Below are 24,736 nucleotides of genomic sequence, written 5' to 3'. Positions count from 1 at the left end.
CGGGGCCGCTCAGGGGCCGGCGGCCGGCGCGGGCGAGCCGACGATCAGGGCGGGGCAGGCCGCGCCGGAGATCACCGCCCGGGTGAGCGGCCCGAGCTCGGAGCCGAAGGGCAGCAACGGCTGGTGGCGACCCAGCACCACGAGCTGGGCGCGCTCGGTCGCCTCGAGCAGGAGCCGTGCGGGTCGGCCGTGCTCGACCCGGAGGCGCACGTCGATGTCGCGGAAGTCCGCGAGCACCGGCGCCAGCTCCGCGGCGAGCCGGGCCCGCCGGCGCGCGGTCTCGGCCCTGCCGGTCGGGCCGGACAGGACCAGGTCGTCGTAGGCGTCGGAGTACCACCAGCCGTGCACCAGCTCCGCCCGGGCACCGCAGCGGCGCGCCTGCTCCAGCCCGGCCCGGAGGACATGGCGCGACTCCGCGTGCCGGCCCCCGATCCCGACGAGGATCGGCGCGGTCGTGGTGCCCGGGCTCCAGCGGGGCGGTACGACGGCGACCGGTGCATGCGCGTGCGCGCCGAGGGCGTTGGCCACGGTCATCGTGCTGAGCACGACGGCTCCCCGCGCGTGGCGGCGGGTGAGCACGACCAGTGCCACCTGCCGGCTGTCCTCGACCAGCGCTGGTACGACGTCGCCTCGTGCGAGCCGACCGCGCACGGCGGGACGCGCGCGACCCAGCGAGCGCCGGGCGGCCTCGACGGTGCGCTCGACGACGGTCTCCGCCATGTCCAAGACCCCCGACCCGTCCTCGCGTCCGGCCGGGTGGGCCACGTGCAGGACGTCGATGTCGCAGCCCCGGCGTACCGCCTCCTGGGCCGCGAACGCGACCCCCGCGTGGTGGTCCTCGACCCCGCCGACCGGGAGCAGGACCCTCCTCGGCCGGCCCTGGTCGGTCACCGCGGGGCCCCGCGAGGCATGGGGGCCGGCGGCCCGCTCCGGCGCCGCCGTCCCAGGGCCTTCGAGGAGGCGTCCGCCACCAGCACCGCGGGTACGGCGAGCGCCGCCAGCGCCCAGCCGAGCCCCGAGGGCCAGCCGCCGCCGAGCAGGTCCCGCATCCACGGGACCCCGAGGAACACCAGCAGCAGCACGACCTCGGCCGCCACCGCGGCCAGCAGCAGCCGGTTGCCGGTGGGCCGCATCTGCCACACCGGCCGGGAGGCGCTGCGGCACGCGAAGGCGTTGGCGATCTGGCCCAGGGCGATCGCGGCGAAGGCGGTGCCGGAGGCGGTCGCGAGCAGCGCGTCGGAGGGGTCCTCACCCCAGCGCCAGCCGCCGGCGAGCAGCACGGCGGTGAACGCGCCCAGCGCGAGGACCGCCTCGGTGGCGCCGAGCACGAGGAACGCGCGCACCACGACGGCGCGGTCCACGATCCGGCGGCGCGGGGGACCAGCCATCACCGCGCGCCGCGCGGGCTCCGCGCCGAGCGCCAGGGCGGGCAGCATGTCGGTGCCGATGTCCAGGGCCAGCACCTGCAGGACCCCGATCGCCAGCGGCAGGTCGCCGCCGCTCAGTGCCCAGGCGGCGAACGGCGTGAGCTCGGCGACGTTGTCGCTCAGGTGGTAGGTGAGGAAGCGCCGGACGTTGAGGAAGGTCGCCCGCCCCAGCTCGATGGCGGTCACGATGGTGACGAAGTGGTCGTCGAGCAGGACCATGTCGGCGGCCTCTCGGGCGACGTCGCTGCCGCTGGCCCCCATCGCCACGCCGACGTCGGCCTCCCGCAGCGCGGGAGCGTCGTTGACGCCGTCCCCGGTCATCGCCACCACGTGCCCGCGCCCCCGCAGCGCCCGGGCGATGCGCAGCTTGTCGGCCGGAGTCGCGCGGGCGACCACCGCGCCGTCCGCGGCCTCGCCGTCGATGGCCGCCGCGAGGCCCTCGTCGTCCTCGGGGAGGTCGGCGCCGTCCAGCACGACACCGCGCGGCCCGAGCAGGCCGATCTGCCGGGCGATCGCGGCTCCCGTGCGCGGGTGGTCGCCGGTGATCATCGCGACCTTGATGCCCGCCCGCCGGCAGGTGGCCAGCGCCTCCGAGACGTCCTCGCGCGGCGGGTCCTGCAGCGCCAGCAGTCCGGCGAGGCTGAGGTCCTGCTCCATCTCCTGCCCCGCGGCCCCGTCCCAGCGCCCGCTGGCCACGGCGAGCACGCGATAGCCGGCGTCGGTGAGGTCGGCCACCTGCGCGGCGACGCCGTCGGGCACGCTCGTGCAGCGGGCCAGGACCGACTCGGGGGCGCCGAGCACCGAGACCACGCCGGCGGTGAGCGCGGAGCTCCGCATGCGCTCGGCGCTGTAGGCGCAGCGCTCGTCGGGGTCGGTGGTGTCCGCGCCCGCGCGCAGCGCGAGGCAGTGCAGGGCCGCCTCCATCGGGTCGCCGGACGCGCTCCAGGTGCCCTCGTTCTCGCGGACCCGGCCGGTGACGCACCGGGTCGCGTGCATCGCCGCCGTCACCACGTCGCGCCGGGCGTCCGGCTCGCCCAGCAGCTCGGCGTCGGGGCGGTAGCCGCTTCCGTGCACCCGGACCCGTCCGTGCGGCGTGGCCACCTCCACGACGTTCATCCGGTTCTGGGTCAGGGTCCCGGTCTTGTCGGTGCAGATGAACGTCGTCGCGCCCAGCGTCTCCACGGCGTCGAGGCGACGCACCAGCGCCTGGCGTCCGGCCATCTGCTGGGCCCCGCGGGCCAGCGACAAGGTGACGGTCGGCAAGATCCCCTCCGGGACCAGGGCGACCGAGACGCCGACGCCGAAGAGGAACGCCTCGGTGACCCCGAGGCCCAGGCCGAGGGACGCGGCCCCCAGGCCGACACCGGTGGTGGTCGCGATGATCGCGATCACCCGGACCACCTTGTTGAGCTGCACGGTCATCGGGCTCGGCGGTCGCTCGGCGCTGCTCGCGAGCTCGGAGATGCCCGCGAGCGTGGTGCTCGCGCCGGTCGCGTCCACCTGCAGCCGGCCCTCGCCCTGCACGACGTAGGTCCCGCACAGCGCCCGCTCGCCGGGCGGGTGCGGCACCGCGACGCTCTCCCCGGTGAGCACCGACTCGTCGAAGGACAGCCCGTCACCCGCCGCCACGACCCCGTCGGCACCCACCCGGTCCCCGGCGGCGAGCAGCACCAGGTCGCCCGGCACCAGGTCGACGACGTCGACGTCGGTGACCCGGTGGTCGCGCACGACGCGCGTCCGCGCCGGGACGAGCGCGAGCAGCTGCTGGGCGGACCGGTCGGCGCGGTACTCCTGCCAGAAGGCGAAGACCGCGTTGAGCACGATGATCACGACCACCGCGGCGGCGAGCTCGGGCAACCCCGCCAGTACGGCGAGTGCCGCGGCGACCCACAGCAGGATCGCCAGCAGGTGCGTCAGCTGGGCGAGGAACTTGCGCCACGCGGGTTCCTGCGGGGCCGGGGGGATCTCGTTCGGTCCGTGCCGGGCGAGGAGCTCGGCGGCCTCGGCCGCGCTGAGGCCCCCGGCGACGTCGAGCTGCTCGGTCATCGGGCTCCTCGTGTCACTGCCACCGGCCTGCGACGACGACTGCCGCGTCACCGCGGGCACGCAGGAGGGCCCCGGACGCTGCTTACGCGGCTGCCGACGCGGCTGCTGTCCGGCCGGCGGGCCGGACGGCAGCCGTCACAGCGCCCCGGGGGGCGCCGGGTGTCGCGTCAGTCGCGGTAGCGCCCGTTCGTGGTGACGATCGTCCCCGACTTGCCGTCGAGGATCGCGGAGGCCTCGTCGAGGCTGCCGATGGCCGCCACCCCGCCGGTGACCTCGACGAAGCGGCAGGCCGCCTCGACCTTCGGTCCCATCGAGCCCGCGGCGTACGTCACCGCACGCAGTCCCGGCGGCGTCTCGCGGTGGATCGGCGCCTGGTCGGGTGTGCCGAAGTCGCGCATCACCGCCGGGACGTCGGTGAGCACCAGCAGCGCATCCGCGTCCAGGGCCTCGGCGAGCACCGAGCTGGCGAGGTCCTTGTCGACGACGGCTTCGACACCGCGCAGCTCGCCGGTCTCGTCGCGCACCACCGGCACCCCGCCACCACCCGCGCAGATGATGATGGCGCCGCTCTCGAGGAGCAGCCGGATCAGCGGCGTCTCCACGATGCGCTGGGGACGCGGGGATCCCACGACGCGTCGCCAGGACTCGCCGTCCTGGCGGATCTGCCAGCCGCGCTCGGCGGCCAGCTTGCGCGCGGTCTGCTCGTCGTAGGTCTCACCGACGAACTTGGTGGGGTTCTCGAAGGCCGGGTCGTTGGCCTCGACCAGCGTCTGGTTGATGATCGCCGCGACCGGATGCCGCGGGATCTCGTTCTGCAGCGCCTGCAGCAGCCAGTAGCCGATCATCCCCTGGGTCTGGGCGCCCAGCACGTCGAAGGGGTACGGCGAGGTGAGGCGCGGGTCGGAGGCGCTCTGCAGCGCCAGGACACCGACCTGCGGGCCGTTGCCGTGGGTGATCACCAGCTCGTGCTCGTTGGCGAGCGGGGCCAGGGCCGCGATCGCGCGGCGCACGTTGGCCTGCTGGACGTCGGCGTCCGGGCGCTGGCCGCGCTGGAGCAGCGCGTTCCCGCCGAGGGCGGCCACGATGCGCATGTCAGGCCCCCAGGGTGGCCACGAGCACGGCCTTGATCGTGTGCATCCGGTTCTCGGCCTGGTCGAAGACGATCGAGGCGGGGGACTCGAAGACCTCGTCGGTGACCTCGAGGGCCTCCATCCCGGTGCGCTGGAAGAGGTCCTCGCCGACCTTGGTGTGGCGGTCGTGGAACGCCGGCAGGCAGTGCATGAACTTGGCCTGCGGGTTGCCGGTGGCCTCCATGACCTGGGCCGTCACCTGGTAGTCGCGGAGCAGGTCGATGCGCTCGTCCCAGACCTCCGGCGGCTCGCCCATGGAGACCCAGACGTCGGTGTAGAGGAAGTCGGCCCCCTCCACGCCGGCACGGACGTCCTCGGTCTGGGTGATCCGGGCGCCTGTCTCCTGGGCCCGGGCCTGGGCCGCGTCGACGATCTCTTGGGTGTTCCACAGCGCCTTCGGGGCGACGACCCGCACGTCCATGCCCATCATCGCGCCGGTGACCAGCAGCGAGTTGCCCATGTTGTTGCGGGCGTCGCCCAGGTAGGCGAACGTGATGTCGCGGTCCTGCTTGGCACAGTGCTCGCGCATCGTGAGCATGTCGCAGAGCATCTGGGTGGGGTGCCACTCGTCGGTCAGCCCGTTCCAGACCGGGACCCCGGAGTATTTCGCGAGGGTCTCGACGTTCTCCTGCCGCGACCCGCGGTACTCGATGCCGTCGTAGAACCGGCCCAGCACCCGGGCGGTGTCCTCCATCGACTCCTTGTGGCCGATCTGGGACCCCGAGGGGTCGAGGTAGGTGACCCGGGCGCCCTGGTCGAACGCCGCCACCTCGAAGGAGCAGCGGGTGCGCGTCGAGGTCTTCTCGAAGATCAGCGCGATGTTCTTGCCGCTCAGCCGGGGCTGCTCGGAGCCGGCGTACTTCGCCTGCTTGAGCTCGGCCGCCAGATCGAGCATGAACGTCCACTCCTTGGCGGTGAAGTCCAGCTCCTTGAGGAAGCTGCGGTGTCGCAGGTTGAAAGCCATCGCGATCAGATCCCTTCGCGCTCGAGCGGGCAGCTCATGCAGCGCGGTCCGCCGCGGCCGCGGCCGAGCTCGTTCCCGGCGATGGTGATGACCTCGACCCCCTTCTTGCGCAGGTAGGTGTTGGTGGTGACGGCGCGCTCGTAGGCGACCACGACGCCGGGACGCAGGGCGAGCACGTTGCAGCCGTCGTCCCACTGCTCGCGCTCGGCCGCGTGCACGTCCTGGATCGGTGTGAGGATGCGCAGCTTCTCCAGCCCGAGTGCCTGCGCGATCGCGTTGTGCATGTCGTCGGGAGCGTGCGAGGTCACGTCCAGCTCGCCGGGCTTGTCACCGCGCTTGATCGTGTACGACGGCAGCATCCCGAGGCCGGCGTACTTGGTGAACGTCTCCTCATCGACCATCGTCATGACGGTGTCGAGGTGCATGAACGCCCGGCTCATCGGCATCGAGAGGGCCACGATGGTCTCGGCGCTGCCCTCCTGGAACAGCCGCCGGGCCAGGCGCTCGACACCCTGCGGCGTCGTGCGCTCGCTCATGCCGACCAGCACCACGCCGCGGCCGATCACGAGGATGTCGCCGCCCTCCGTCGTGGCGGCGCCGGCCGCGGCACCCTCGCCCCAGGCGTTGAAGTCCTGGCCGGCGAAGAACGGGTGCCAGCGGTAGATCGCGTCGTAGTGGAGCGTCTCGCGCATGCGGGCCCGCTTGCGCATCGCGTTGATCGAGACCCCGTCATAGATCCAGGCCGAGGTGTCGCGCGTGAACAGGTGGTTCGGCAGCGGGGTCAGCAGGAAGTCGTGCGGCTCGAGTGCCTGGATGACCACGGAGGACGGCTCGCCGACGTGCTCGAGCAGCTCGGCCTTGGTCAGACCACCGATCAGGATCTCCGAGAGCGCCTGGTCCGGCAACGAGTCCAGGTGTCCGTAGATCGTGTCGATGGCCAACGGGCCGTAGAGGCGCTCGTCCAGGGTGTGGCTCAGCACGTGCTTGCGTGCCTCGGGGATGGCGAGCGTCTCCTGGAGCAGGTCACCGAGCAGGTGCACCTCGACCCCGACGTCGCGCAGGGTGCTCGCGAACGCGTCGTGCTCCATCTGGGCCCGCTTGACCCACAGCACGTCGTCGAACAGGAACTCGTCCTTGTTGCTCGGTGTCAGCCGCTTCAGTTCCAGCCCGGGCCGGTGCAAGATCACCCGCTTGAGAAGGCCGACTTCGGAATTGACCTGGAGCGCCATGGCCCCTCCTTCTGCTTGGTTGGCTTCCCACACAACGCCTGCGCCGCAGCGACCATGAGGGTCCAAGGTCCCACTGCGGCTATGACCCTCGGCAGGTCTCACGCACCAGCGCCGGATGCTTCGTTGAGCAGGCTCATTGCCGAGCAGAGAGGCAGGCCCATGGTTTCCTTCCGCCGACGCCGTACTCCTGACCACGCGATCGACACGTCGAGCTCCGAGCCCAAGACCTTCCGGTTCCCGAGCGCCCTCACGGTGCTCGCCGCGGTCACCTTGCTGGTCTGGTTGCTCGCCTTCGTCGTGCCGACCGGCAGCTACCAGAACGACCCGGACACCGGCCGCCCGATCCCCGGCAGCTACGAGGAGACCAGCGACCCGCTCACCCTCGGGCAGAGGTTCGGTCAGCTGTTCCTCGCGCCGATCAACGGCCTGTACGGCGTCCTCAACGACGACGGGTTCGTCGGCCCCTACGAGGTCGGCGAGCTGTACGGCGCCGCCGGGGTCTTCTTCTTCGTGATCGCCATCGGCGTGTTCATCACGATGTGCATGCGCACCGGTGCCATCGAGAACGGGGTCGCGCGCGTCGCGTCGCGGATGCGCACCCGCAGCTCGGTGCTGATCATCGTGTTGATGATCCTGTTCTCCATCGGCGGCACCACCGAGGGCATGGCCGAGGAGACGCTCGGCTTCTACGCGCTGATCATCCCGCTCATCTTGGCGCTCGGCTACGACCGCCTGGTCGTCGTGGGGGTCATCATGGTCGGCGCCGGTGTGGGCGTGCTGGCCTCGACGGTGAACCCGTTCGCCACCGGCGTGGCCTCTGGGGCCGCCGACATCTCGATCGGCGACGGCATCGCCTTCCGCCTGCTCATGTACGTCCTGCTGGTCCCGGTGGGGATCTGGTGGGTGCTGCGCTACGCCCGGAAGGTGAAAGCCAACCCCAGCGCCTCGATGGTCGGCGAGGCGGAGGGCGATGACGAGCTGCGCGCCCAGGGAACCCGCGACGCCGGACCGCTCAGCGGACGCGACAAGCTGGTGCTCAGCATCGTCGGGGTCACCTTCGTGTTCATGATCTTCTCGATCGTCCCGTGGGCCCAGGTCATCAATGGCCCGGAGGCCGAGAGCTACTCCTGGCAGCTGGACTGGTACTTCCCCGAGCTCGCCGCGCTCTTCGTGGCGATGTCGATCGTGGTCGGGGTGCTCGGCGGCATGGGGGAGAAGGGCGTGACCGACACGGTGGTCTCCGGCGCCGGGGACTTCATCGGGGTCGGGCTGGTCATCGTGCTGGCCCGCGGAGTCACGGTGATCATGAACAACTCCGAGATCACCGGGACGATCCTGAATGCGATGGAGAACGTCGTCGGCGACAGCTCGTCCTGGTTGTTCGGCGGGCTGATGTTCCTGGTCAACATCCCCCTGGCGTTCCTGGTGCCGTCGTCCTCGGGCCACGCGGCCCTGGCGATGCCGATCCTGGCGCCGCTCGCGGACTTCGCCGGCGTCGAGCGGTCGATGGTGGTGACGGCGTACCAGTCGGCGTCCGGGCTGGTGAACCTGATCACCCCGACGTCCGCGGTCGTGATGGGCGGGCTCGCGCTGGCGAAGGTCCGCTACGACCACTACGTCAGGTTCGTGATGCCGTTGGTCATCATCTTGTTCGTGCTCTGCCTGGTGCTCATCTGCATCGGCTCGGCGGTCTCCTGAGCGGGGCGGCACCGGTCCCAGCACGCAGCGCTGCTGCGCGCGCGACGCGACATCGCGGCGGTGGTCACGCCGGCGCGATGTCGCCGTCGTGCGCCTCGCTGGCGACGCGCTCGTCGAGCAGGCTGCGCGCGATCGTCTCGCAGAGCACGACAGGGTTGCGCGCGGTGCTCGCACAGCGCAGGACCAGGTGGTCGGCCTGGTAGACGACCCGCCGGATCAGACCGGGGGAGAGAAGGGCGCCGAACTCGGCGATCAGGCGTTCGGCCAGATCGGTGATGTCGACTCGGTGAGTGGCAGCGTCCACGCTCGTCTCCCTCCGCTGCGATGAGGTTGAAGAGCCAGCGTGGGATCGCTGACGGCCGCTCGGACAGGGACGAATGGCCCCCACGTCGAAGGACCCGAGGTCGCCCGTCCGGCCCGTCCGGCGGCGGGTGCGCGACGAGTCCGCGGCGTACGCCTCGTCATCATCGAAACTAGGGACCAAAGTCCCGGGACGGGATGGCTAGCGACCGGGGCGGATCGTGTGGCGCAGGTCATAGGGTCGGTCTCATGTGGGACCCCTCCGCAGACCCCGACCAGGAACCGCGCCGCCCCGTGACGGTGTTCCTACTCGACGACCATGAGCTCGTCAGACACGGCATCCGCGGCCTGCTCGAACGCGAGGGCGACATCGTGGTCGTCGGGGAGTCGGGTTGGGCGGGCGAGGCGGCCCGTCGCATCCCGGCGCTGCGCCCCGACATCGCGATCCTCGACGTCCGGCTGCCCGACGGTACCGGCGTGGAGGTCTGTCGCCAGATCCGCTCGGTCGACCCGGGCATCGCCGCCCTGATGCTGACGTCGTACGACGAGGACGAGGCGCTCTTCGCCGCCATCATGGCGGGCGCGGCCGGCTACGTCCTCAAGCAGGTGAAGTCCGCGGACTTCATCGACACCGTCCGGCGGGTGGCCGACGGGCAGTCGATGCTCGACCCCGCGGTGACCGCCCAGGTCCTCAGCCGGCTGCGCAACGGGCCGCCCGAGGACCCCGTGACCAAACACCTGACCCCCAAGGAGCACCAGGTCCTGGAGCTGGTGGGCCAGGGCTTCACCAACCGCCAGATCGCGGCCCGGCTGGGTTTGGCGGAGAAGACGACCAAGAACTACGTCTCCACGATGCTGGGCAAGCTCGGCGTGGAGTCTCGGACCCAGGCCGCGATCATCGCCGCGCGTCAGGGCGTCGCCCCTCGGTGACCAGGCTCGGCCCGGATGTGACGGCCGCGCACGGGAGGAGACCGTCCGAGGCCCCCGGCGTACCGTCGACACGGTGGCTGGGCCGCCGAAACGGTGGTCGTGATCGGGCGGGGCCGGTGTCGACCACGGCTGTTACCTTCGACAGTGGATCGCGGCCGACGTGGCCTGCGGTCCTTCGCATAGGAGCACCATGCGAGACATCTCGGGAGAGCTGCGTGAGGGGCGGTCGTCCACGACGAGGGACGACACGTCATTTGAGGACCTGATGCGGATCGCCACCCAGCAGATCGACGGCCTGGACGTCGAGCCGGACCGCTGGCACCTGCTGCTCGACGCGGTCGTGACGATGGCGGCCGACCTCTCTTTGGAGGACCTGCTGGGCGTCATCATCGAGGCCGCCGCCGACATCGCGCGGGCTCGCCACGCGGTGCTCGTGGTCGGATCCGGAACCCGCCAGCGCCCCCTCGTCGCCCACGGCCTCACCGACGAGGAGGTCGCCCAGCTCACCGAGCTGCCCGAGGGCTTCGGGCTGCTGGAGTCCCCGACGGGCTCCTATCTCGGCGTCCCGGTCGGGCTGGGGGAGAAGGAGCCCGGCACCCTCTTCCTCACCGACAAGGTGGACGGCACGGACTTCACCGCGCACGACGAGCAGATCGTCCTGGCGCTCGCTGCTGCCGCGGAGGTGGCGATCGACAACGCCCGCCTGCGCGAGGACGCGCAGCGCCGCGAGCGCTGGTTGGCCGCCGCGGCCGACCTGACCACCGCCCTCCTGCGGCCCGAGGCCGACCACAACGCGCTGCAGATCGTGGCCGACCGCACCCGGGAGCTCGCCGGGGCGGACGTGGCCTGGGTCGTCGTCGGACCCGATCCCGCGCACCAGGTGCTGCAGGCGGTCTCCGGGCTGCCGGCCGATCCGGCCGTGATGGACAAGCTGGACTTCACCCGCTCGCTGGAGCGGTGCGTGGCCGTGTCCGGGCGCCCGTTGACGGTGCGGTGTCTCGCGGAGCACCCCCGCGCGGTCGACGTCGCCGGGGCGCTCGGCGGCCCGCGTGCCGGCCCGGCCCTGGTCGTCCCGCTGCGCAGCGCGATCGGGGTCGAGGGCGTGGTCGGCCTGGCCTGGTGGAACGACGTCGACCCGGCCGACGTCTCGCGGGACCCGACGATGCCGATGCTGTTCGCTGAGCAGGCCGCACTCGCGTTGCACGTCGCCCGTGCCCGGCGCGACCAGCAGCGGTTGGCGGTGCTGGAGGACCGGGACCGGATCGCCCGGGACCTGCATGACCTGGTCATCCAACGGCTCTTCGCGATCGGCCTGGAGCTGCAGGGCACGGCCGGCATCGGCGACGCCGAGGAGATGAGCAGGCGCCTGGACACCACGATCGAGGAGATCGACGTGACCATCCGCGACATCCGTCGCACGATCTTCGGGCTGCGCGCCAAGCCGGACGCCGGGGACCCGCGCGCCGTCGTCGTCGAGGTGGTCGAGCGGGCGGCTCGGATGATGCGGTTCCACCCCACGCTGGAGTTCCGAGGGCCGGTCCGGCTCCTCGGCGCCGACGATCTGCTCCCCGACGTGCTGGCGGTGCTGACCGAGGCGCTGTCCAACGCGGTGCGCCACGCCCACTCGGCGATCTGCGCGGTGGAGGTCAGCGTCGGAGACGGCGTCACCGTGCGGGTGAGCGACGACGGCCGTGGGATGCCCGACGACGTCCAGGAGAGCGGGCTGGCCAACGTCCGGCTCCGCGCCGAGCGTCGCGGCGGGTCGCTGACGGTCTCCTCGGCGAAGGACCGCGGCACCAGCCTGCTGTGGTGGGTGCCCTCGCCCGACGACGTCCCGGGGTAGCGCCGCTGCCTTGCTCGGACCGGCCCCCTCAGAACCGTCCGCTCAGGGGCGGCGCGCTGCCGTCGGCGCTGCCGGGGTGCAGCGCGGAGACCGGGGCGTCAGGCACCACGATGACCGGGCAGGCGGCCTGCTGCAGCAGCACGCGGGTGAGCAGCCCGAGCCCGGGAGCTGCGCCGTACGCCGCGCGGCGCGCGCCGATCAGCAGGGCCGTCGACTCGCGCGAGTGCTCCACCAGTGCCTGGGCCGGCGGGGCGAGCTGGATCTCGAGGTTGACGAAGACGTCCGTGCTCTCGCGCATCCGACCGAGCTCCTCGCCGATGAGGTGCGACCACCGGCTGAGCACGGCCTCCGTGGGCGGCGAGCCACCCGAGGGCTGGTTCAGCGCCCAGGCGTGCACGACGCGCAGCGGGAGGCGGTGGCTGGCCGCGAAGCCCAGCGCCGCGCGCAGGAGGTGGCGTGAGTCCACCGGGTCGTCGACGGCGACGGTGATCGGGTGTCGCGGGTCCGCGACGACGTGCCATCCCGGCGGCACACAGGCCACCGCGGGGACGCTGGCGGACGCCTCCAGATTGCCCAGCGCCTCCAGGAGCGGATCGACGTCGCTGCGCTGCACGACCACGACGCGGGCGTCGGGATCGGCGCGCAGCGCGGACTCCACCACCGGGCTCGGGTGCAGCTCCGCGGTGATCACGGCCGCCGGCCCGGCCAGCGCCCGGGCGGTGCGAAGCGCGCGCTCCATCGGCGGCGAGGGACCAGTGCGGTCGCGTGGTCCGGCGCCCTCGTGGCCGACGATGCGCAGGCTGCTGCCGAGGAGCTGTGCCTCGCGCACCGCGAAGCGCAACGCGGGATCGAGATCTCGCAGGGGGACGCTGAGCACGACGCTCGACGCCCGGGCTGGACGGGACACGATGACTCCCACCTTGGCTCGCCGGTAAACCCCCAAGGTCTCGCGCGCCGAGCGCGCGCAGCAGGGCCCGGGTCCGCTGTCCCTCGGGACGAACGTCCCACCCAGGCGGGGTCCTGCGAGGTGCTCCACCCGAGCCGTTGGGCACGCGACCCGCGGTGTGGCACCGCCGGTGCGAGGACGACCCGCACGGGTGGGACCATCGGCCCTGTGGCACACCCCGCCGCGGCGTTCGACTCGAAGGATGGACGTGGAGACTGCTGACCCCCGCGAACGGACCTATCACGACCTCGTGGTCGCCGACGTCCTGACGCTCCTGCACACCGATGCCGACGACGGCCTGGCTCCCGAGGAGGCGGCCCGGCGCCTCGAGGTCTACGGACCGAACCAGCTGCCGCGACCGCACACCACCGGCCCCGTGCTGCGCTTCCTGCGCCAGATGCACAGCCCGCTGGTCTACGTCCTCATCGCGGCGGGCGTCGTCACGTTCCTGCTCGGCGAGTACGTCGATGCCTCGGTGATCGCCGGCGTCGTGGTGGTCAACGCGATCCTGGGCTTCATCCAGGAGTCCAAGGCGGAGTCGGCCCTCGACGCGCTGCGTTCGATGGTGCGCACCGAGGCCAGGGTCGTGCGTGGTGGGTCGGTGCGGACGGTCTCCTCGGAGGACCTGGCGCCCGGCGACCTGGTGCTGGTCGAGGCCGGTGACAAGGTCCCCGCGGACCTGCGCCTGGTCCAGGGGACCGAGCTGCGGGCGGATGAGTCTGCGCTCACGGGTGAGTCGTTGCCGGTGGACAAGGCCGACTCCCTGCTGCCGAGCGACACCGTGGTGGCCGACCGGCGCAACATGCTCTACTCCGGCACGTTGATCACCAGCGGCACGGGGTCGGGCATCACCGTCGCCACCGGCGCCGCCACGCAGCTGGGCGAGATCCACCGCTTGATCGGCAGCGCGGACACGATGGCCACCCCGCTGACCCGCAAGCTCGCGTCGTTCAGCGCCTGGCTCACCGCGATCATCCTGGGCCTGGCCGCGCTCACCTTCGTCGTCGGCGTCCTGCGCGGGGAGCCGGCTGCCGACATGTTCGTCGCCGTGGTCGCACTGGCCGTCGGCGCGATCCCCGAGGGGTTACCGGCCGCCGTGGCGATCACCCTCGCGATCGGCGTCTCCCGGATGGCCAAGCGGCACGCGGTGATCCGCCGTCTGCCCGCGGTCGAGACGCTCGGCGGGGCGACGGTGATCTGCTCGGACAAGACCGGCACGCTGACCGAGAACCGGATGACCGTGCAGACGCTGTGGACCAGCACCCAGGAGGTCCCGGTCGAGGGTCCGGTCGAGGGTCCGGTCGGGCACGGGACCGGGCAGCCCGCCGGCGCGGTCGCCGCGCACCCCGAGACCCTCGTCGACGAGGCGTTGCGCTGGACGCTCGTCGCGGGTGCCACCTGCAACGAGTCCCGACTCGGCGAGGACGGCGTCGGCATCGGGGACCCGACCGAGACCGCGATGCTGGTCGTCGCCCAGCGCTTCGGGATCACTCCCCATGCGATGCCGCGCACGGGCTCGGTGCCGTTCACCTCCGAGCGGCAGTACATGGCCACCGTCAACACCGACCCTGCCACCGGGCAGCAGGTGCTGCTGGTGAAGGGCGGGGTCGAGCGGGTGCTCGCGCGCTGCGCCGCCCAGATGGGCAGCGACGGCACGAGCCGACCGCTCGAGGAGGACGCCGTGCATGCGGCCGCCGAGCGGCTGGCCGCAGGGGGCATGCGCGTGCTGGCCACCGCCATCGCGTTCGACCCCGGTCCCGACGCCCTCGAGGACCTCGCGGCGGGCCGCGGCCACGGCCTGGTGCTCACCGGGCTGCAGGCGATGATGGACCCGCCCCGCGACACCGCGCGGACCTCGGTGCGGACCTGTCGCGATGCGGGGCTGCAGGTCAAGATGATCACCGGCGACCACGCGACGACGGCGCAGTCGATCGCCCGCCAGGTCGGGATCCTCGGGGACGGGGCCCCCGCCGGCGTGCTCACCGGCAGCGAGCTCGAGCGGATCGCCGACGAGGACCTGCCCGACGCCGTCGAGCGCACCTCGGTCTTCGCCCGGGTGAGCCCGGACCAGAAGCTCCGGCTGGTGGGCGCGCTGCAGGCCCGCCACCACGTGGTCGCGATGACCGGCGACGGCGTCAACGACGCACCCGCGCTCAAGCAGGCCGACATCGGGATCGCGATGGGGGTCGTCGGCACCGAGGCGGCGAAGGACGCCGCCGACATGGTGCTGGTCGACGACGAGTTCGCGACCATCCAGGCGGCCGTGGAGGAGGGTCGCGGGGTCTTCGACAACCTGACGAAGTTCATCGTGTGGACGCTGCCCACGAACCTCGGCGAGGGCCTGGTCATCCTGGTCGCGATCCTGCTCGGCACCAGCCTGCCGATCCTTCCCACCCAGATCCTGTGGATCAACATGACCACGGCGGTCGCGCTCGGCCTGATGCTGGCCTGGGAGCCCAAGGAGGCCGGGATCATGGACCGCCCGCCCCGAGACCCGCGTCAGCCGCTGCTCACCCGTCCGATGGTCTGGCGCACCGCGCTGGTCTCCGCGCTGCTGGTGGTGGGCTCGTGGTGGGTGTTCCAGTACGAGCGGGACGCGGGGTCGTCGCTCGAGGCGAGCCGGACCGCGGCGGTGAACCTGTTCGTGACGGTCGAGGCGTTCTACCTCTTCATCTGCCGCTCGCTGACCGGCGCGTCGTGGAAGGTCGGGCTGTTCACCAACAAGTGGCTGCTGGTCGGCGTCACGGTGCAGGCGATCGGGCAGCTGGCCCTGACCTACGTGCCGGCCATGAACACGCTGTTCCAGACCGCCCCGCTGGGCTGGGAGAGCTGGCTGCGCATCCTCGGGGTGGCGGTCCTGGTGACCCTCGTCGTCTCCCTCGACAAGCGCCGGTCCATCCTCGCCGCCCGGTCGGCAGGCAGGCGGGCGGACAGGCAGTCGGACAGGCGGTCGGTGGGCAGCTCGGCCGGGTGAGGCGCAGCGGGGGCTAACGGTGTTAGCCTGGAGGCTATGAACATTAGCCAAGGAGGCTGACATGACCGAGTTTCTCGCTCGCCAGGGCGGACGCATCGCCTACGAGGTGGCCGGCACCGGCCCGCTGGTCGTCCTGGCCCACGGGATGGGCGACAGCCGCGCGGCGTACCGGTTCGTGACGCCCGGTCTGCTCGAGGCCGGCTATCGGGTCGCGGCGCTCGACCTGCGCGGCTGCGGGCGCTCGAGCGCGGCGTGGTCGGCGTACACGCGCACCGACATCGCGGGGGACCTGCTCGCTCTGGTGCGCCACCTCGGTGGTCCCGCGGTGCTCGTCGGCCACTCGGTCTCCGGCGGCGCGGTGACCATCGCGGCGGCGCAGGCCCCGGACCTGGTGACCGGCATCGTCGAGCTGGCGCCGTTCACCCGCAAGCAGGCGCTGCGCCTGCGCGACCTGCGCGCCGCCCGGCACCGCACGGCGATGCTCCGGCTGCTGATGGCCGCCGCGCTCGGCAGCGCGACCTGGTGGCGGCGCTACCTGGAGGTGGCCTACCCGGGCCGCCGGCCGGCGGACTGGGAGGAGCAGCTGCGGCGCATCGAGACCGAGCTCGGCGAGCCGGGCCGGATGCAGGCGCTGCGGAGCATGGGCCGCTCGGCCCCGGTCGACGCCGGGGCCCACCTCGGCCGGGTCGGATGTCCCGCGCTCGTGGTCGAGGGGTCGCTCGACCCCGACTGGGCGGACCCGCGCGCGGAGGGCGAGGCGATCGTCGCGGCGATGCCGCCGGGTCTCGCGACGCTGGAGGTGATCGAGGGCGCCGGCCACTACCCGCACACGCAGTTCCCCGACGAGACGCTCGCGCTGCTGCTGGCCTTCCTCGAGGCACATGCCCGTGCCTAGGGCAGGCCTCGACCCGCAGGCCGTGGTGGCCGGCGCCGCCGCGCTCGCCGACGAGGTCGGGCTGGCGAACGTGACGATGGGGCTCCTCGCCGAGCGGCTCGGTGTCCGCGCCCCCTCGCTCTACAAGCACGTCGAGGGCCAGGCCGACCTGACCCGGCGGATCGCGGTGCTCGCCCTCGTCGAGCTGGGCGACGCCCTGCGCGACGCGGTGGCCGGCCGCGCGGGCAAGGACGCCCTGGCGGCCGCGGCACTGACGTTCCGCGGCTACGTCCTCGCCCATCCCGGCCGCTATGCCGCCACCGTCCGCGTCGACCCCGACGGCCGGCCGGACGACCCGCTCGTCGCTGCCGGCGCACGTGTCCTGGACTCCCTGGCCGGGGTGCTGGTGGGCTACGGGATCGACGAGGCCGACACCGTCCACGCGCTGCGGACGCTGCGCAGCCTGCTCCACGGCTTCGCCGTGCTCGAGGCGGCCGGTGGGTTCGCGATGCCCACCGACGTGGATGACAGCTTCGCGTGGCTCGTGGACTTCGCCGAGCGCGGTCTGCGTGCGTCGGCCCCCGGTGGGGGCGCACGATGAGCGCGCCCGGTGCCTAGACCAGCAGGCTCAGGAGCATCACGAAGGCCAGCCCGACCACGGAGATCGCGGTCTCCATCACCGACCAGGACTTGATGGTCTGCCCGATGGTGAGCCCGAAGTACTCCTTGACCAGCCAGAAGCCGGCGTCGTTGACGTGGCTGAAGAACACCGAGCCGCACCCGATCGCGAGCACCAGCAGGGCCAGCTCGGGGGAGTCGAGGTTGGAGGCCACGCCGCTGACGATGCCGCTGGCGGTGATCGTCGCCACGGTCGCGGAGCCGGTGGCCAGCCGGACCCCGACGGCGACCAGCCAGCCCAGCAGGAGCGCGGAGATGCCGGAGTCCGTGGCCCAGTCGCCGATCACGTCACCGACGCCGGCGTCGACCAGCATCGCCTTGAAGCCGCCACCGGCGGCGACGATCAGCAGGATCGACGCGATCCCCGGCAGCCCGGAGCCCAGCGAGCGCTCCACCTGGGTGCGGTTCATCCCGGTGCGGAAGCCCAGGAACCACATCGAGACGAGCACCGCGGCGAGCAGCGCGACGGCCGGCGTACCGATGAAGACCAGGGTCTGCAGCACCCGGCTGTCGTCGTTGTCGATCGTGAGCTCCGCGATCGCCCGGGCGAGCATCAGCACCACCGGCAAGGTGATGCACATGACGGCGGCCGCGAAGCCGGGGCGCCGGGTGACGCCCTCGGCCAGCGGGGTGCGCGCCTCCTCCGGCGCGGCGGCCGGACCGTCGGGGCCGTCAGGACCGCCGGGGCCGGCGTCGGCCGTGCCGGTGCCCGCGGAGCCGGCCGGTGACATCGCCAGCGTGGTGGCGTGGGTGGGGACCCACTGCTCGATGAAGCGGGCCAGCAGCGGCCCGCAGATGACCAGGGTGGGGAAGGCGACGATCAGCCCGAACAGCAGGGTCAGGCCGAGGTCGGCGCCGAGGTTGTCGATCGCGACGAGCGGGCCGGGGTGCGGCGGCACCAGGCCGTGGAGCACCGACAGCCCGGCCAGGGCGGGGATGCCGACGCGCATGATCGGGATGTCCATCTTGCGGGCGACCAGGATGACGACCGGGACCAGGAGCACCACGCCGACCTCGAAGAACAGCGGGAGGCCCAGGATGGCCGCGATCAGCGCCATCGCCCAGGGCAGCCCGGCCTTGCCGACCCGGCCGATGATGGTGTCGACGATCGTGTCGCTGCCGCCGGAGTCGCTGAGGATCTTGCCCACCATGGCGCCGAGCGCGATCAGCAGGCCGACCGATCCGACGGTGTCACCGAACCCGGCCGTGAAGCTCTCGACGATGTCCAGCGGTGCGACGCCCGCGACGGCGCCCATCACCGCCGAGCCGAGCATGAGCGAGAGGAACGGGTGCACCTTGGCCCACACGATGAGCACCACCACGGCGGCGATGCCGAGCAGGGCGGCGATGACGAGCTGGGTGTTGCCGGCGTCGGTGAGCTCCATGGGTCACTCCGTTGTCTGGGTTCTCTGGTCGGGTGTCGGGTCGGGGTGATCGTCGGCGCGACGGTCGGGAAGGTGCAGGGAGGCGACGACCCGGGTGAGCACGTCGGGGACCGGGCCCTCGACCGAGACGGTGACGCCGGGCTCGTCGTCCTCCAGCGGCTCGAGCGTGGCGTACTGGCTGGGGAGCAGGGAGGGGGGCATGAAGTGGCCGTCGCGGTGGCTGAGCCGGTCGCCGATGAGATCCGCCTGCGCCGCGAGGTGGCAGAACTCCACCTCGGGCCGGTCCTCGCGCAGCAGGTCGCGGTAGGCCCGGCGCAGTGCCGAGCAGGTGATGACTGCCGATCGTCCCTCGGCGATCTCCGCGGACATCCACGCGCCGATCGCCCGCAGCCACGGCCACCGGTCCTCGTCGGTCAGCGGGTGACCCTCGTGCATCTTCGCGACGTTGGCCTCGGGGTGGAACGCGTCGCCCTCGGCGAAGGTCCAGCCGGTGAACGTGGAGATGCCCTTCGCGATGGTGGTCTTGCCGACTCCCGAGACACCCATCACCACGATGTGTCGGACCCGCTCCTCGGACTCCATGTCCGGACGTTACTGGCCCGGGGGCGGGCACGTCATGCAGGCGGCCCGGCTCGGCGAGCCGGGAGCGTCGATGGATCAGGTGGCCGGGAGCTCCGCGCCGGCCTTGCCCGCCTCGGCGTACGACCGCACCGTGGAGACCGTCAGCGGGAAGTCGACGGGGGCGTCGCCGAACAGCAGCCGACCCGCGGTCGCGGCGGCCTCGCGCGCCTCGGCGGCGACCGCCTCGGCGAGGGCTGCGGGAGTGTGCACGACGACCTCGTCGTGGAGGAAGAGGACCAGGTGCGGGCGTGAGACGAGCGGACCGGGGCCGCCGAGGCGCCACAGCCGGTTGCGCAGGTCGGCGAGCCAGCACAGCGCCCACTCCGCGCCGGTGCCCTGGACCACGAAGTTGCGGGTGAAACGGCCGTACGCCCGGCGCAGCCGCGCCTGGGCGTCGGGGTCCGCCGGGGCGTCGCCGGTGTCGAGCTCCCAGCTCTCGCCGAGCGCGGGGGAGCCGCGCCCCAGCAGGGTGCGCACCGCCTCGCCGCGCTCGCCCGCGCGCGCCGCCCGCTCGACCAGGCCGAACGCCTCGGGGTAGCGCCGGGTGAGCCCGGCGACCATTCGACCGCTCTCGCCGCTGGTGGCGCCGTACATCGCCCCCAGCAGGCCGAGCTTGGCGTCGTTGCGGGTGGCGACGGCGCCGTCGTCGACCATCCCCTGGTAGAGGTCGGTGCCGCGTGCGGAGCGGGCCAGCGCCCGGTCCCCGCTCATCGCGGCCAGCACGCGCGGCTCGAGCTGGGCGACGTCGGCGACCACCAGGAGCCAGCCGTCGTCGGCGACAACGGCGGGCCGCACCTGCGCCGGGAACGACAGCGCCCCGCCGCCGTTGGAGGACCAGCGGCCGGTGGCCGAGCCCGCGGGCTGGTACGACGGGCGGAACCGACCCCCGCTGGCCCACTGGTCGACCCAGGCCCAGCCGTTGGTCGAGAACAGATGGGCGAGCTGTTTGTAGCGCAGCAGCGGCGCGATGCCGGGGTGGTCGAGCGCGCGCAGCGTGGACGCGCGGATGTCGCCCACCTCCAGGCCCGCACGCCGCAGCGCAGCGAGCAGCTCGGGGCGCGAGTCGGGGTTGAGCCCGGGGGCGTCGAACGCGCTGCGCACCTCCTGCACCAGCGCCTCGAGGCCCCGCGGCCGGGCGCCACGGGGTGGCCGCGGGCCGAGCAGGTCGGTGAGCAGGCGCTCGTGCACGTCCACGCGCCACGGCACCCCGGCGTAGGTCATCTCGGCGGCGACCAGGGCCCCGGCCGACTCGGCGGCGAGCAGCAGCCGCAGCCGGCCGGCCTCCGCGGAGGCGGCGACCGCCTCGAGCTGACGGGCGTCCTCGAGGTCGGCGCGCAGGCACTCGGAGGCGTCGTCGACCGCGAAGAGCGCGGGGTCCGAGGGGGTGCTCGGGCCGAGGCGGTCCCAGTGCGCCGACTGCTCGCCGACCAGCAGCCCGGCGTCCACGGCCGGGGCGCGGCGCAGCAGGTGGTGGGTGAGACGGAGGTCCTGACACCGAGCCACCCGCACGCCGGCGGCCAGCAGCGGGGGATACCAGCGCGCGGTGTCGTCCCAGACCCAGCGCGGCGAGTCGGCCTCGCGCGCGGCGACGTAGGCGGCCAGGTCGGCCGCGGCGAGCTCGCGGCGGGCCGTCCCGTCGACGACCAGCACCCGATCGCCGGGCAGTCGGGAGAGCGCGACCCGGGACATGGGGACAGCCTCTCAGCCGCCACCGACGGTTGGTCGAGACCCTCGAGCCGACGCTGAGGCCGGGCGGTCTGGACCGGAGTCCCATTACCCCCGGAACGGGGATGCGCGGGGCGCCGAGGGCACGCACAGTGGCCTCCACCGCGGTCAGCGAGGACCGCCACGTCGATCGGACACGCACCTATGAGACTCACGCACCGCCTGCTCGCCCTCCCCGCCTCCGCCGCCCTGGTGGTCGGCATGCTCGCCGCGGGCGGTCCCGCGACCGCCGAGCGCGGTGCCCCGGGCTCCGCGGCGGTCTCGGAGCGGCAGGGGGAGGCGCCCGGGAAGGCCAAGCCCGGGAAAGCCAAGCGCGGTCCGAAGCTGAAGGTGATGACGCAGAACCTCTACCTGGGCTCCTCGCTCGACCCGGCGCTCGACGCCGGCACGGCCGGGGAGTTCCTCGGCGCGGCCGCGCAGATCTACGGCGGCGCCGTGGCCAGCAGGTTCCCGGTCCGCGCCGCCGCGATCGCCAAGACCGTCGCGCGCACCAAGCCGCACCTCATCGGCCTGCAGGAGGTCACCCGCTGGACGACGCTCCCGCTGGCCGCCGGCGCGAACCCCCCGTCGTACGACTTCCTGCGGATCCTGCAGTCCGCACTGCGCAAGGAGGGCCTGTCCTACCGCGTCGCCGGGGTCGTGGACAACGCGACCATCGGCCCGGTGCCGCTGGTGGCACCGCAGTTCGGCTGCGTGAACGTCGCCTCGACCAGCAGCTTCGACTGCGCGGTGACGCTGCAGGACCGTGACGTGATCCTGGTCCGCAAGGGGATCCGCGGCCTCGAGCTCGGGAAGGCCGTGACCGGCCGCTACGCGAAGCAGCAGTCCTTCCCGGTGCCGGGCACCGATGGCCTCACCCTCGACTTCGGGCGCGGCTGGGTGTACGTCGACGGCACGCTGCGTGGCTCGAAGTTCCGCTTCCTCAACACCCACCTGGAGATCGGCCGCTTCGCCGCGGTGCAGGAGGCGCAGGCCGCCGAGTTCCTCGCCGGTCCGGCCAAGGCCGGCCGCCCGGTGATCGCGACCGGCGACTTCAACTCGCCTGCCGACCCGGACGTCTCCACGACCAGCACGTACGCCGACCTGACGCGCCGCTGGTTCGACGACGTGTGGGCGGTCCGCGGCAGCGCGCCCGGCTTCACCTGCTGCCAGAGCGGCACGCTGGACAACCCGACGAAGAGCCTGCGCACCCGGATCGACCTGATCCTGACCCGTGGCGTCCAGACCCGCTTCGCGCGCGTGGTCGGCGCCACGCCGATCGCCGAGACCACGCCGCGCTGGGCCTCCGACCACGCCGGCGTCGTGGCCGGGCTGCAGCTGAAGGCCCCGCGCAAGACCCGCTGAGCTCGAGCCGAGAAGAGACCGGCCCGCGTCCCTCAGGGGCGCGGGTCGGTCCGCGTCCAGGGCTTCTCGTCGCGGCGGTGACCGGTGCCGGCGAGGCACCGGCGGCACACGGAGGCCACCCGGTCCGCGTCGCGTCCGGTCGCCGGCTGCACGTCGAGCCAGTCGATGTGGGAGAACCGGCCCAGCCGCGCCTTCTTGATCGGTACACCGCACACGGTCTGGTTGGTGCCGGGCAGCCAGGCGTGGACCTCGCCGGCCGGGGAACGGATGCCGTCGGGGTCGGTCCAGGAGTCGGTGGCGGCGACCGCGGCTCGGGTAGGTCTGGTGGATCGGGCCATGCGCGCCGGTACCCAGCGCCGCCGCGTGCGGGCGGGGCCTTCGGGTGACCCGGCACACTGGCGCCGTGAGTGCTTCCATCGTCGCCGTACCTGGACTCGGGCTCGGGGTCGAGGCGTGGCGCGGTGTGCTGGCCCGCTGGGGCGTGGGGGAGGAGGCGGTGCGCCTGCTGCCCGGGTACGGCCTGCCGGTCGAGCCCACCGGCGCGCCGTCGCTGGCCGAGCTCGCGCGGGAGCTGTGCGACGGGCTGTCGGCGCCGACGACCCTGCTGGGTCACTCCTCGAGCTGCCAGGTCGTCGCGCACGCCGCCCGGCTGCGCCCCGACCTGGTGTCCCGGCTCGTCCTCGTGGGCCCGGCCACCGACCCGCGCGCCCGCTCCTGGCCCGGTCTCGCCGCGCTGTGGCTGCGGACCGCCGTCCACGAGGACCCGCGCCAGGTGCCCCTGCTCGTGCGCCAGTACCGGCGTACGACGCTGCGCTCGATGCTCGCGACCATGGACGTCGCCCGCCGCGACGACCTCGCCGCCACCCTGTCCGAGGTCAGCTGCCCGGTCGTGCTGGTCCGCGGCGCCCACGACCGCATCGCGCGGCGCGACTGGCTGTGGTCGCTGGCTGGCCGGGGCACGGGCGCGGGCGCCGCCGGTGACGGCTCGGGCGGTGCCGCTGAGGCCGGCGGCGGGCGGCAGGTGGTCGAGCTCGGCGCCGGCGCCCACATGGTGCCGCTGACCCACCCGGACCTGCTGGCCCGAGCACTCTCGCCGGCGATGGGGTGAGCCCCGGTCGCGGCCGGGGTCGGTGTCTATCCGCGCAATTGCTGGGAAAAACACCTGGTTCGTGCCGGGACCGGTGCTTTTCCCAGCAATTGCGCGATTACGCGCACCCCCAGGCCAGACCACCCGCGATCGCGAGCACCCCCGGGCCAGACCACCCCGCGGTCGAGCAGCGCTCCCGGGCGCAGGTGCCGAGATCATGGACCCATGACCGACAGCGCATCCGAGGCCACCACCGCATCGACCCCGGACGCAGAGGCGCTCCCGCTGGCCGGGGTCCGGGTGATCGAGCTCGGCAACTACATCGCGGCCCCCACGGCCGGCCGGCTGCTGGCCGACTTCGGCGCCGAGGTGATCAAGGTCGAACGCCCGCGGACCGGTGACGAGCTGCGCAACTGGCGGCTCTACGCCGGGGACACCTCGATGCTCTTTCGCACCATCAACCGCGGCAAGCGCTCGATCGAGCTCGACCTGCGCACCGAGGAGGGGCGCGACACCGTGCTCGACCTGGTCGCGGTCTCCGACGTCCTGATCGAGAACTTCCGGCCCGGCACCCTCGACAAGTGGGGCCTGGGCGCCGACGTGCTGGCCGCGCGCAACCCCGAGCTCGTCGTCTCCCGGATCTCCGCGTTCGGCCAGACCGGCCCGATGTCCCAGCGTCCCGGGTTCGCCGCGGTCGCGGAGGCGTACGGCGGCTTGCGCGAGCTGGTCGGCGAGAGCGACCGGCCGCCGTCGCGGGTGGGCGTCTCGATCGGCGACTCCATCGCCGGGCTGTACGCCGCGTTCGGGATCGTGATGTCGCTCTTCGACCGCGGCAACCGGCGCACCCGGGGTGAGCGCCCGTGGGCGCCGACAGAGCGGCACGTCGACGTCGCGCTGCACGAGGCGGTGTTCTCGATGATGGAGTCGCTGCTGCCCGACTACTCCGCGCACGGCGTCCTGCGGGCGCGCGCCGGCGGCCGGATGGAGGGCATCGCCCCCTCGAACGCCTACAGCTGCGCCGGCGGGGAGACGGTCGTCGTGGCCGGCAACGGCGACTCGATCTACGGGCGGTTCATGCACGCCATCGAGCGCCCCGACCTCGCCACCCGACCCGACCTCGCCACCAACGCCGGCCGATGGGCGGCGCGCGAGGAGATCGACGACGCCGTCAACGCCTGGACCGGCGCCCGCAGCCGCGCCGCGGTGCTGGAGGTCCTCGACGCTGCGGGCGTGCCGGCCGGACCGATCTACACGGCCGAGGACATCGCCACCGACCAGCAGTACGTCGCCCGCGGCATGGTCCAGCACCTGCCCGTCGACGTCGGCGGCACAACCGCGGCGGTCGCCTTCCCCGGGATCGTCCCCCTCCTGGGGGAGCGTTCGGTGCCCGTCAGCGGTCCCGGTCCGGACCTCGGGGCCGACACCCACACGGTCGTCGTCGACCTGCTCGGCCGCAGCAGCTGCCCCTGCCGCACGTGCACGTCGGCAGGGTCCGCGGTGGGCTGAACCTCGGTTCCCAAGCGCCCGACGGACCG

General features: G+C 73.1%; 20 protein-coding genes. 9 read left to right on the top strand and 11 right to left on the bottom strand.

Going from position 1 to position 24,736, the window contains the following annotated elements; genetic code table 11:
* Positions 1-9 precede the first annotated feature (9 nt).
* The 5 genes from GFH29_RS13235 to GFH29_RS13215 all read right to left on the bottom strand — a co-directional run bounded on the left by GFH29_RS13235 (position 10) and on the right by GFH29_RS13215 (position 6,796).
* On the bottom strand, positions 10-891 hold the full coding sequence (locus tag GFH29_RS13235; RefSeq protein ID WP_194289089.1) for a universal stress protein: 882 nt from the start codon (positions 889-891) through the stop codon (positions 10-12).
* The gene (locus GFH29_RS13230) at positions 888-3,473 is read right to left on the bottom strand and encodes a cation-translocating P-type ATPase (protein WP_153324310.1); all 2,586 of its coding nucleotides are present in this window, start codon (positions 3,471-3,473) and stop codon (positions 888-890) included. The genes GFH29_RS13235 and GFH29_RS13230 overlap by 4 nt, the downstream gene beginning before the upstream one ends.
* 167 nt (positions 3,474-3,640) lie before the next feature.
* A complete protein-coding gene (gene arcC, locus GFH29_RS13225; RefSeq protein WP_153324309.1) occupies positions 3,641-4,564 on the bottom strand; it encodes a carbamate kinase in 924 nt (307 codons plus the stop codon).
* Between the two features lies 1 nt (position 4,565).
* Positions 4,566-5,567 carry an ornithine carbamoyltransferase gene (argF, locus tag GFH29_RS13220; RefSeq protein ID WP_153324308.1) on the bottom strand — a complete coding sequence of 334 codons (1,002 nt, stop codon included), beginning with the start codon at positions 5,565-5,567 and terminating at the stop codon, positions 4,566-4,568.
* A 5-nt stretch (positions 5,568-5,572) separates the two neighbouring features.
* Entirely contained in the window at positions 5,573-6,796 is a 1,224-nt protein-coding gene (locus GFH29_RS13215; RefSeq protein ID WP_153324307.1) for an arginine deiminase, read from the bottom strand.
* Positions 6,797-6,955: 159 nt separating this feature from the next.
* Here GFH29_RS13215 and GFH29_RS13210 point away from each other — a divergent pair, with 159 nt between their 5' ends.
* Positions 6,956-8,494: a YfcC family protein gene (locus tag GFH29_RS13210; protein WP_153324306.1), complete on the top strand. Its 1,539-nt coding sequence runs from the start codon at positions 6,956-6,958 to the stop codon at positions 8,492-8,494.
* Positions 8,495-8,558: 64 nt separating this feature from the next.
* On the opposite strand, the gene GFH29_RS13205 is transcribed toward GFH29_RS13210, so the two are convergent.
* Positions 8,559-8,798 (bottom strand): hypothetical protein, encoded by a 240-nt coding sequence (locus tag GFH29_RS13205; RefSeq protein WP_153324305.1) that lies wholly within the window; start codon positions 8,796-8,798, stop codon positions 8,559-8,561.
* Positions 8,799-9,043: 245 nt separating this feature from the next.
* Here GFH29_RS13205 and GFH29_RS13200 point away from each other — a divergent pair, with 245 nt between their 5' ends.
* Together GFH29_RS13200 and GFH29_RS13195 are read left to right on the top strand one after the other, a co-directional pair.
* Positions 9,044-9,724, top strand: coding sequence for a response regulator (locus tag GFH29_RS13200; RefSeq protein ID WP_153324304.1), 681 nt, complete (start codon positions 9,044-9,046; stop codon positions 9,722-9,724).
* Positions 9,725-9,989: 265 nt separating this feature from the next.
* Complete coding sequence (locus tag GFH29_RS13195) at positions 9,990-11,567, top strand: GAF domain-containing sensor histidine kinase (protein WP_153324303.1); 1,578 nt, start codon at positions 9,990-9,992, stop codon at positions 11,565-11,567.
* Positions 11,568-11,595: 28 nt separating this feature from the next.
* Here the strand turns inward: GFH29_RS13195 and GFH29_RS13190 are convergent, their stop codons facing one another.
* Positions 11,596-12,474, bottom strand: coding sequence for a universal stress protein (locus GFH29_RS13190; protein ID WP_153324302.1), 879 nt, complete (start codon positions 12,472-12,474; stop codon positions 11,596-11,598).
* Positions 12,475-12,721: 247 nt separating this feature from the next.
* Between GFH29_RS13190 and GFH29_RS13185 the strand changes: the two genes are divergently transcribed.
* From GFH29_RS13185 to GFH29_RS13175, 3 genes are all read left to right on the top strand, one after another.
* The gene (locus GFH29_RS13185) at positions 12,722-15,487 is read left to right on the top strand and encodes an HAD-IC family P-type ATPase (protein ID WP_228387478.1); all 2,766 of its coding nucleotides are present in this window, start codon (positions 12,722-12,724) and stop codon (positions 15,485-15,487) included.
* 61 nt (positions 15,488-15,548) lie between these two features.
* On the top strand, positions 15,549-16,382 hold the full coding sequence (locus tag GFH29_RS13180; protein ID WP_153324300.1) for an alpha/beta fold hydrolase: 834 nt from the start codon (positions 15,549-15,551) through the stop codon (positions 16,380-16,382).
* Positions 16,375-16,962: a TetR-like C-terminal domain-containing protein gene (locus GFH29_RS13175; protein WP_228387477.1), complete on the top strand. Its 588-nt coding sequence runs from the start codon at positions 16,375-16,377 to the stop codon at positions 16,960-16,962. Before GFH29_RS13180 ends, GFH29_RS13175 begins: the two co-directional genes overlap by 8 nt.
* Before the next feature lie 13 nt (positions 16,963-16,975).
* On the opposite strand, the gene GFH29_RS13170 is transcribed toward GFH29_RS13175, so the two are convergent.
* The 3 genes from GFH29_RS13170 to GFH29_RS13160 all read right to left on the bottom strand — a co-directional run bounded on the left by GFH29_RS13170 (position 16,976) and on the right by GFH29_RS13160 (position 20,734).
* Positions 16,976-18,424, bottom strand: coding sequence for a GntP family permease (locus tag GFH29_RS13170; protein WP_153324299.1), 1,449 nt, complete (start codon positions 18,422-18,424; stop codon positions 16,976-16,978).
* Positions 18,425-18,427: 3 nt separating this feature from the next.
* Positions 18,428-19,006: a gluconokinase gene (locus GFH29_RS13165; RefSeq protein ID WP_153324298.1), complete on the bottom strand. Its 579-nt coding sequence runs from the start codon at positions 19,004-19,006 to the stop codon at positions 18,428-18,430.
* 75 nt (positions 19,007-19,081) lie between these two features.
* Complete coding sequence (locus GFH29_RS13160) at positions 19,082-20,734, bottom strand: bifunctional 3'-5' exonuclease/DNA polymerase (protein ID WP_153324297.1); 1,653 nt, start codon at positions 20,732-20,734, stop codon at positions 19,082-19,084.
* Between the two features lie 180 nt (positions 20,735-20,914).
* Between GFH29_RS13160 and GFH29_RS13155 the strand changes: the two genes are divergently transcribed.
* A complete protein-coding gene (locus tag GFH29_RS13155; RefSeq protein WP_153324296.1) occupies positions 20,915-22,114 on the top strand; it encodes an endonuclease/exonuclease/phosphatase family protein in 1,200 nt (399 codons plus the stop codon).
* 32 nt (positions 22,115-22,146) lie between these two features.
* On the opposite strand, the gene GFH29_RS13150 is transcribed toward GFH29_RS13155, so the two are convergent.
* Positions 22,147-22,452, bottom strand: coding sequence for a hypothetical protein (locus GFH29_RS13150; RefSeq protein ID WP_153324295.1), 306 nt, complete (start codon positions 22,450-22,452; stop codon positions 22,147-22,149).
* A gap of 65 nt (positions 22,453-22,517) precedes the next feature.
* On the opposite strand from GFH29_RS13150, the gene GFH29_RS13145 reads away from it, so the two are divergent.
* Complete coding sequence (locus tag GFH29_RS13145; RefSeq protein ID WP_153324294.1) at positions 22,518-23,222, top strand: alpha/beta fold hydrolase; 705 nt, start codon at positions 22,518-22,520, stop codon at positions 23,220-23,222.
* 204 nt (positions 23,223-23,426) lie between these two features.
* Positions 23,427-24,707 (top strand): CaiB/BaiF CoA transferase family protein, encoded by a 1,281-nt coding sequence (locus tag GFH29_RS13140; protein ID WP_153324293.1) that lies wholly within the window; start codon positions 23,427-23,429, stop codon positions 24,705-24,707.
* Positions 24,708-24,736: the final 29 nt, after the last annotated feature.

The sequence above is a fragment of the Nocardioides sp. dk884 genome (assembly GCF_009557055.1).
In the GTDB taxonomy this organism is placed as follows: domain Bacteria; phylum Actinomycetota; class Actinomycetes; order Propionibacteriales; family Nocardioidaceae; genus Nocardioides.
Note: the sequence above shows the minus strand (reverse complement) of the source record. Positions and strands in the feature narration are given on the sequence as shown.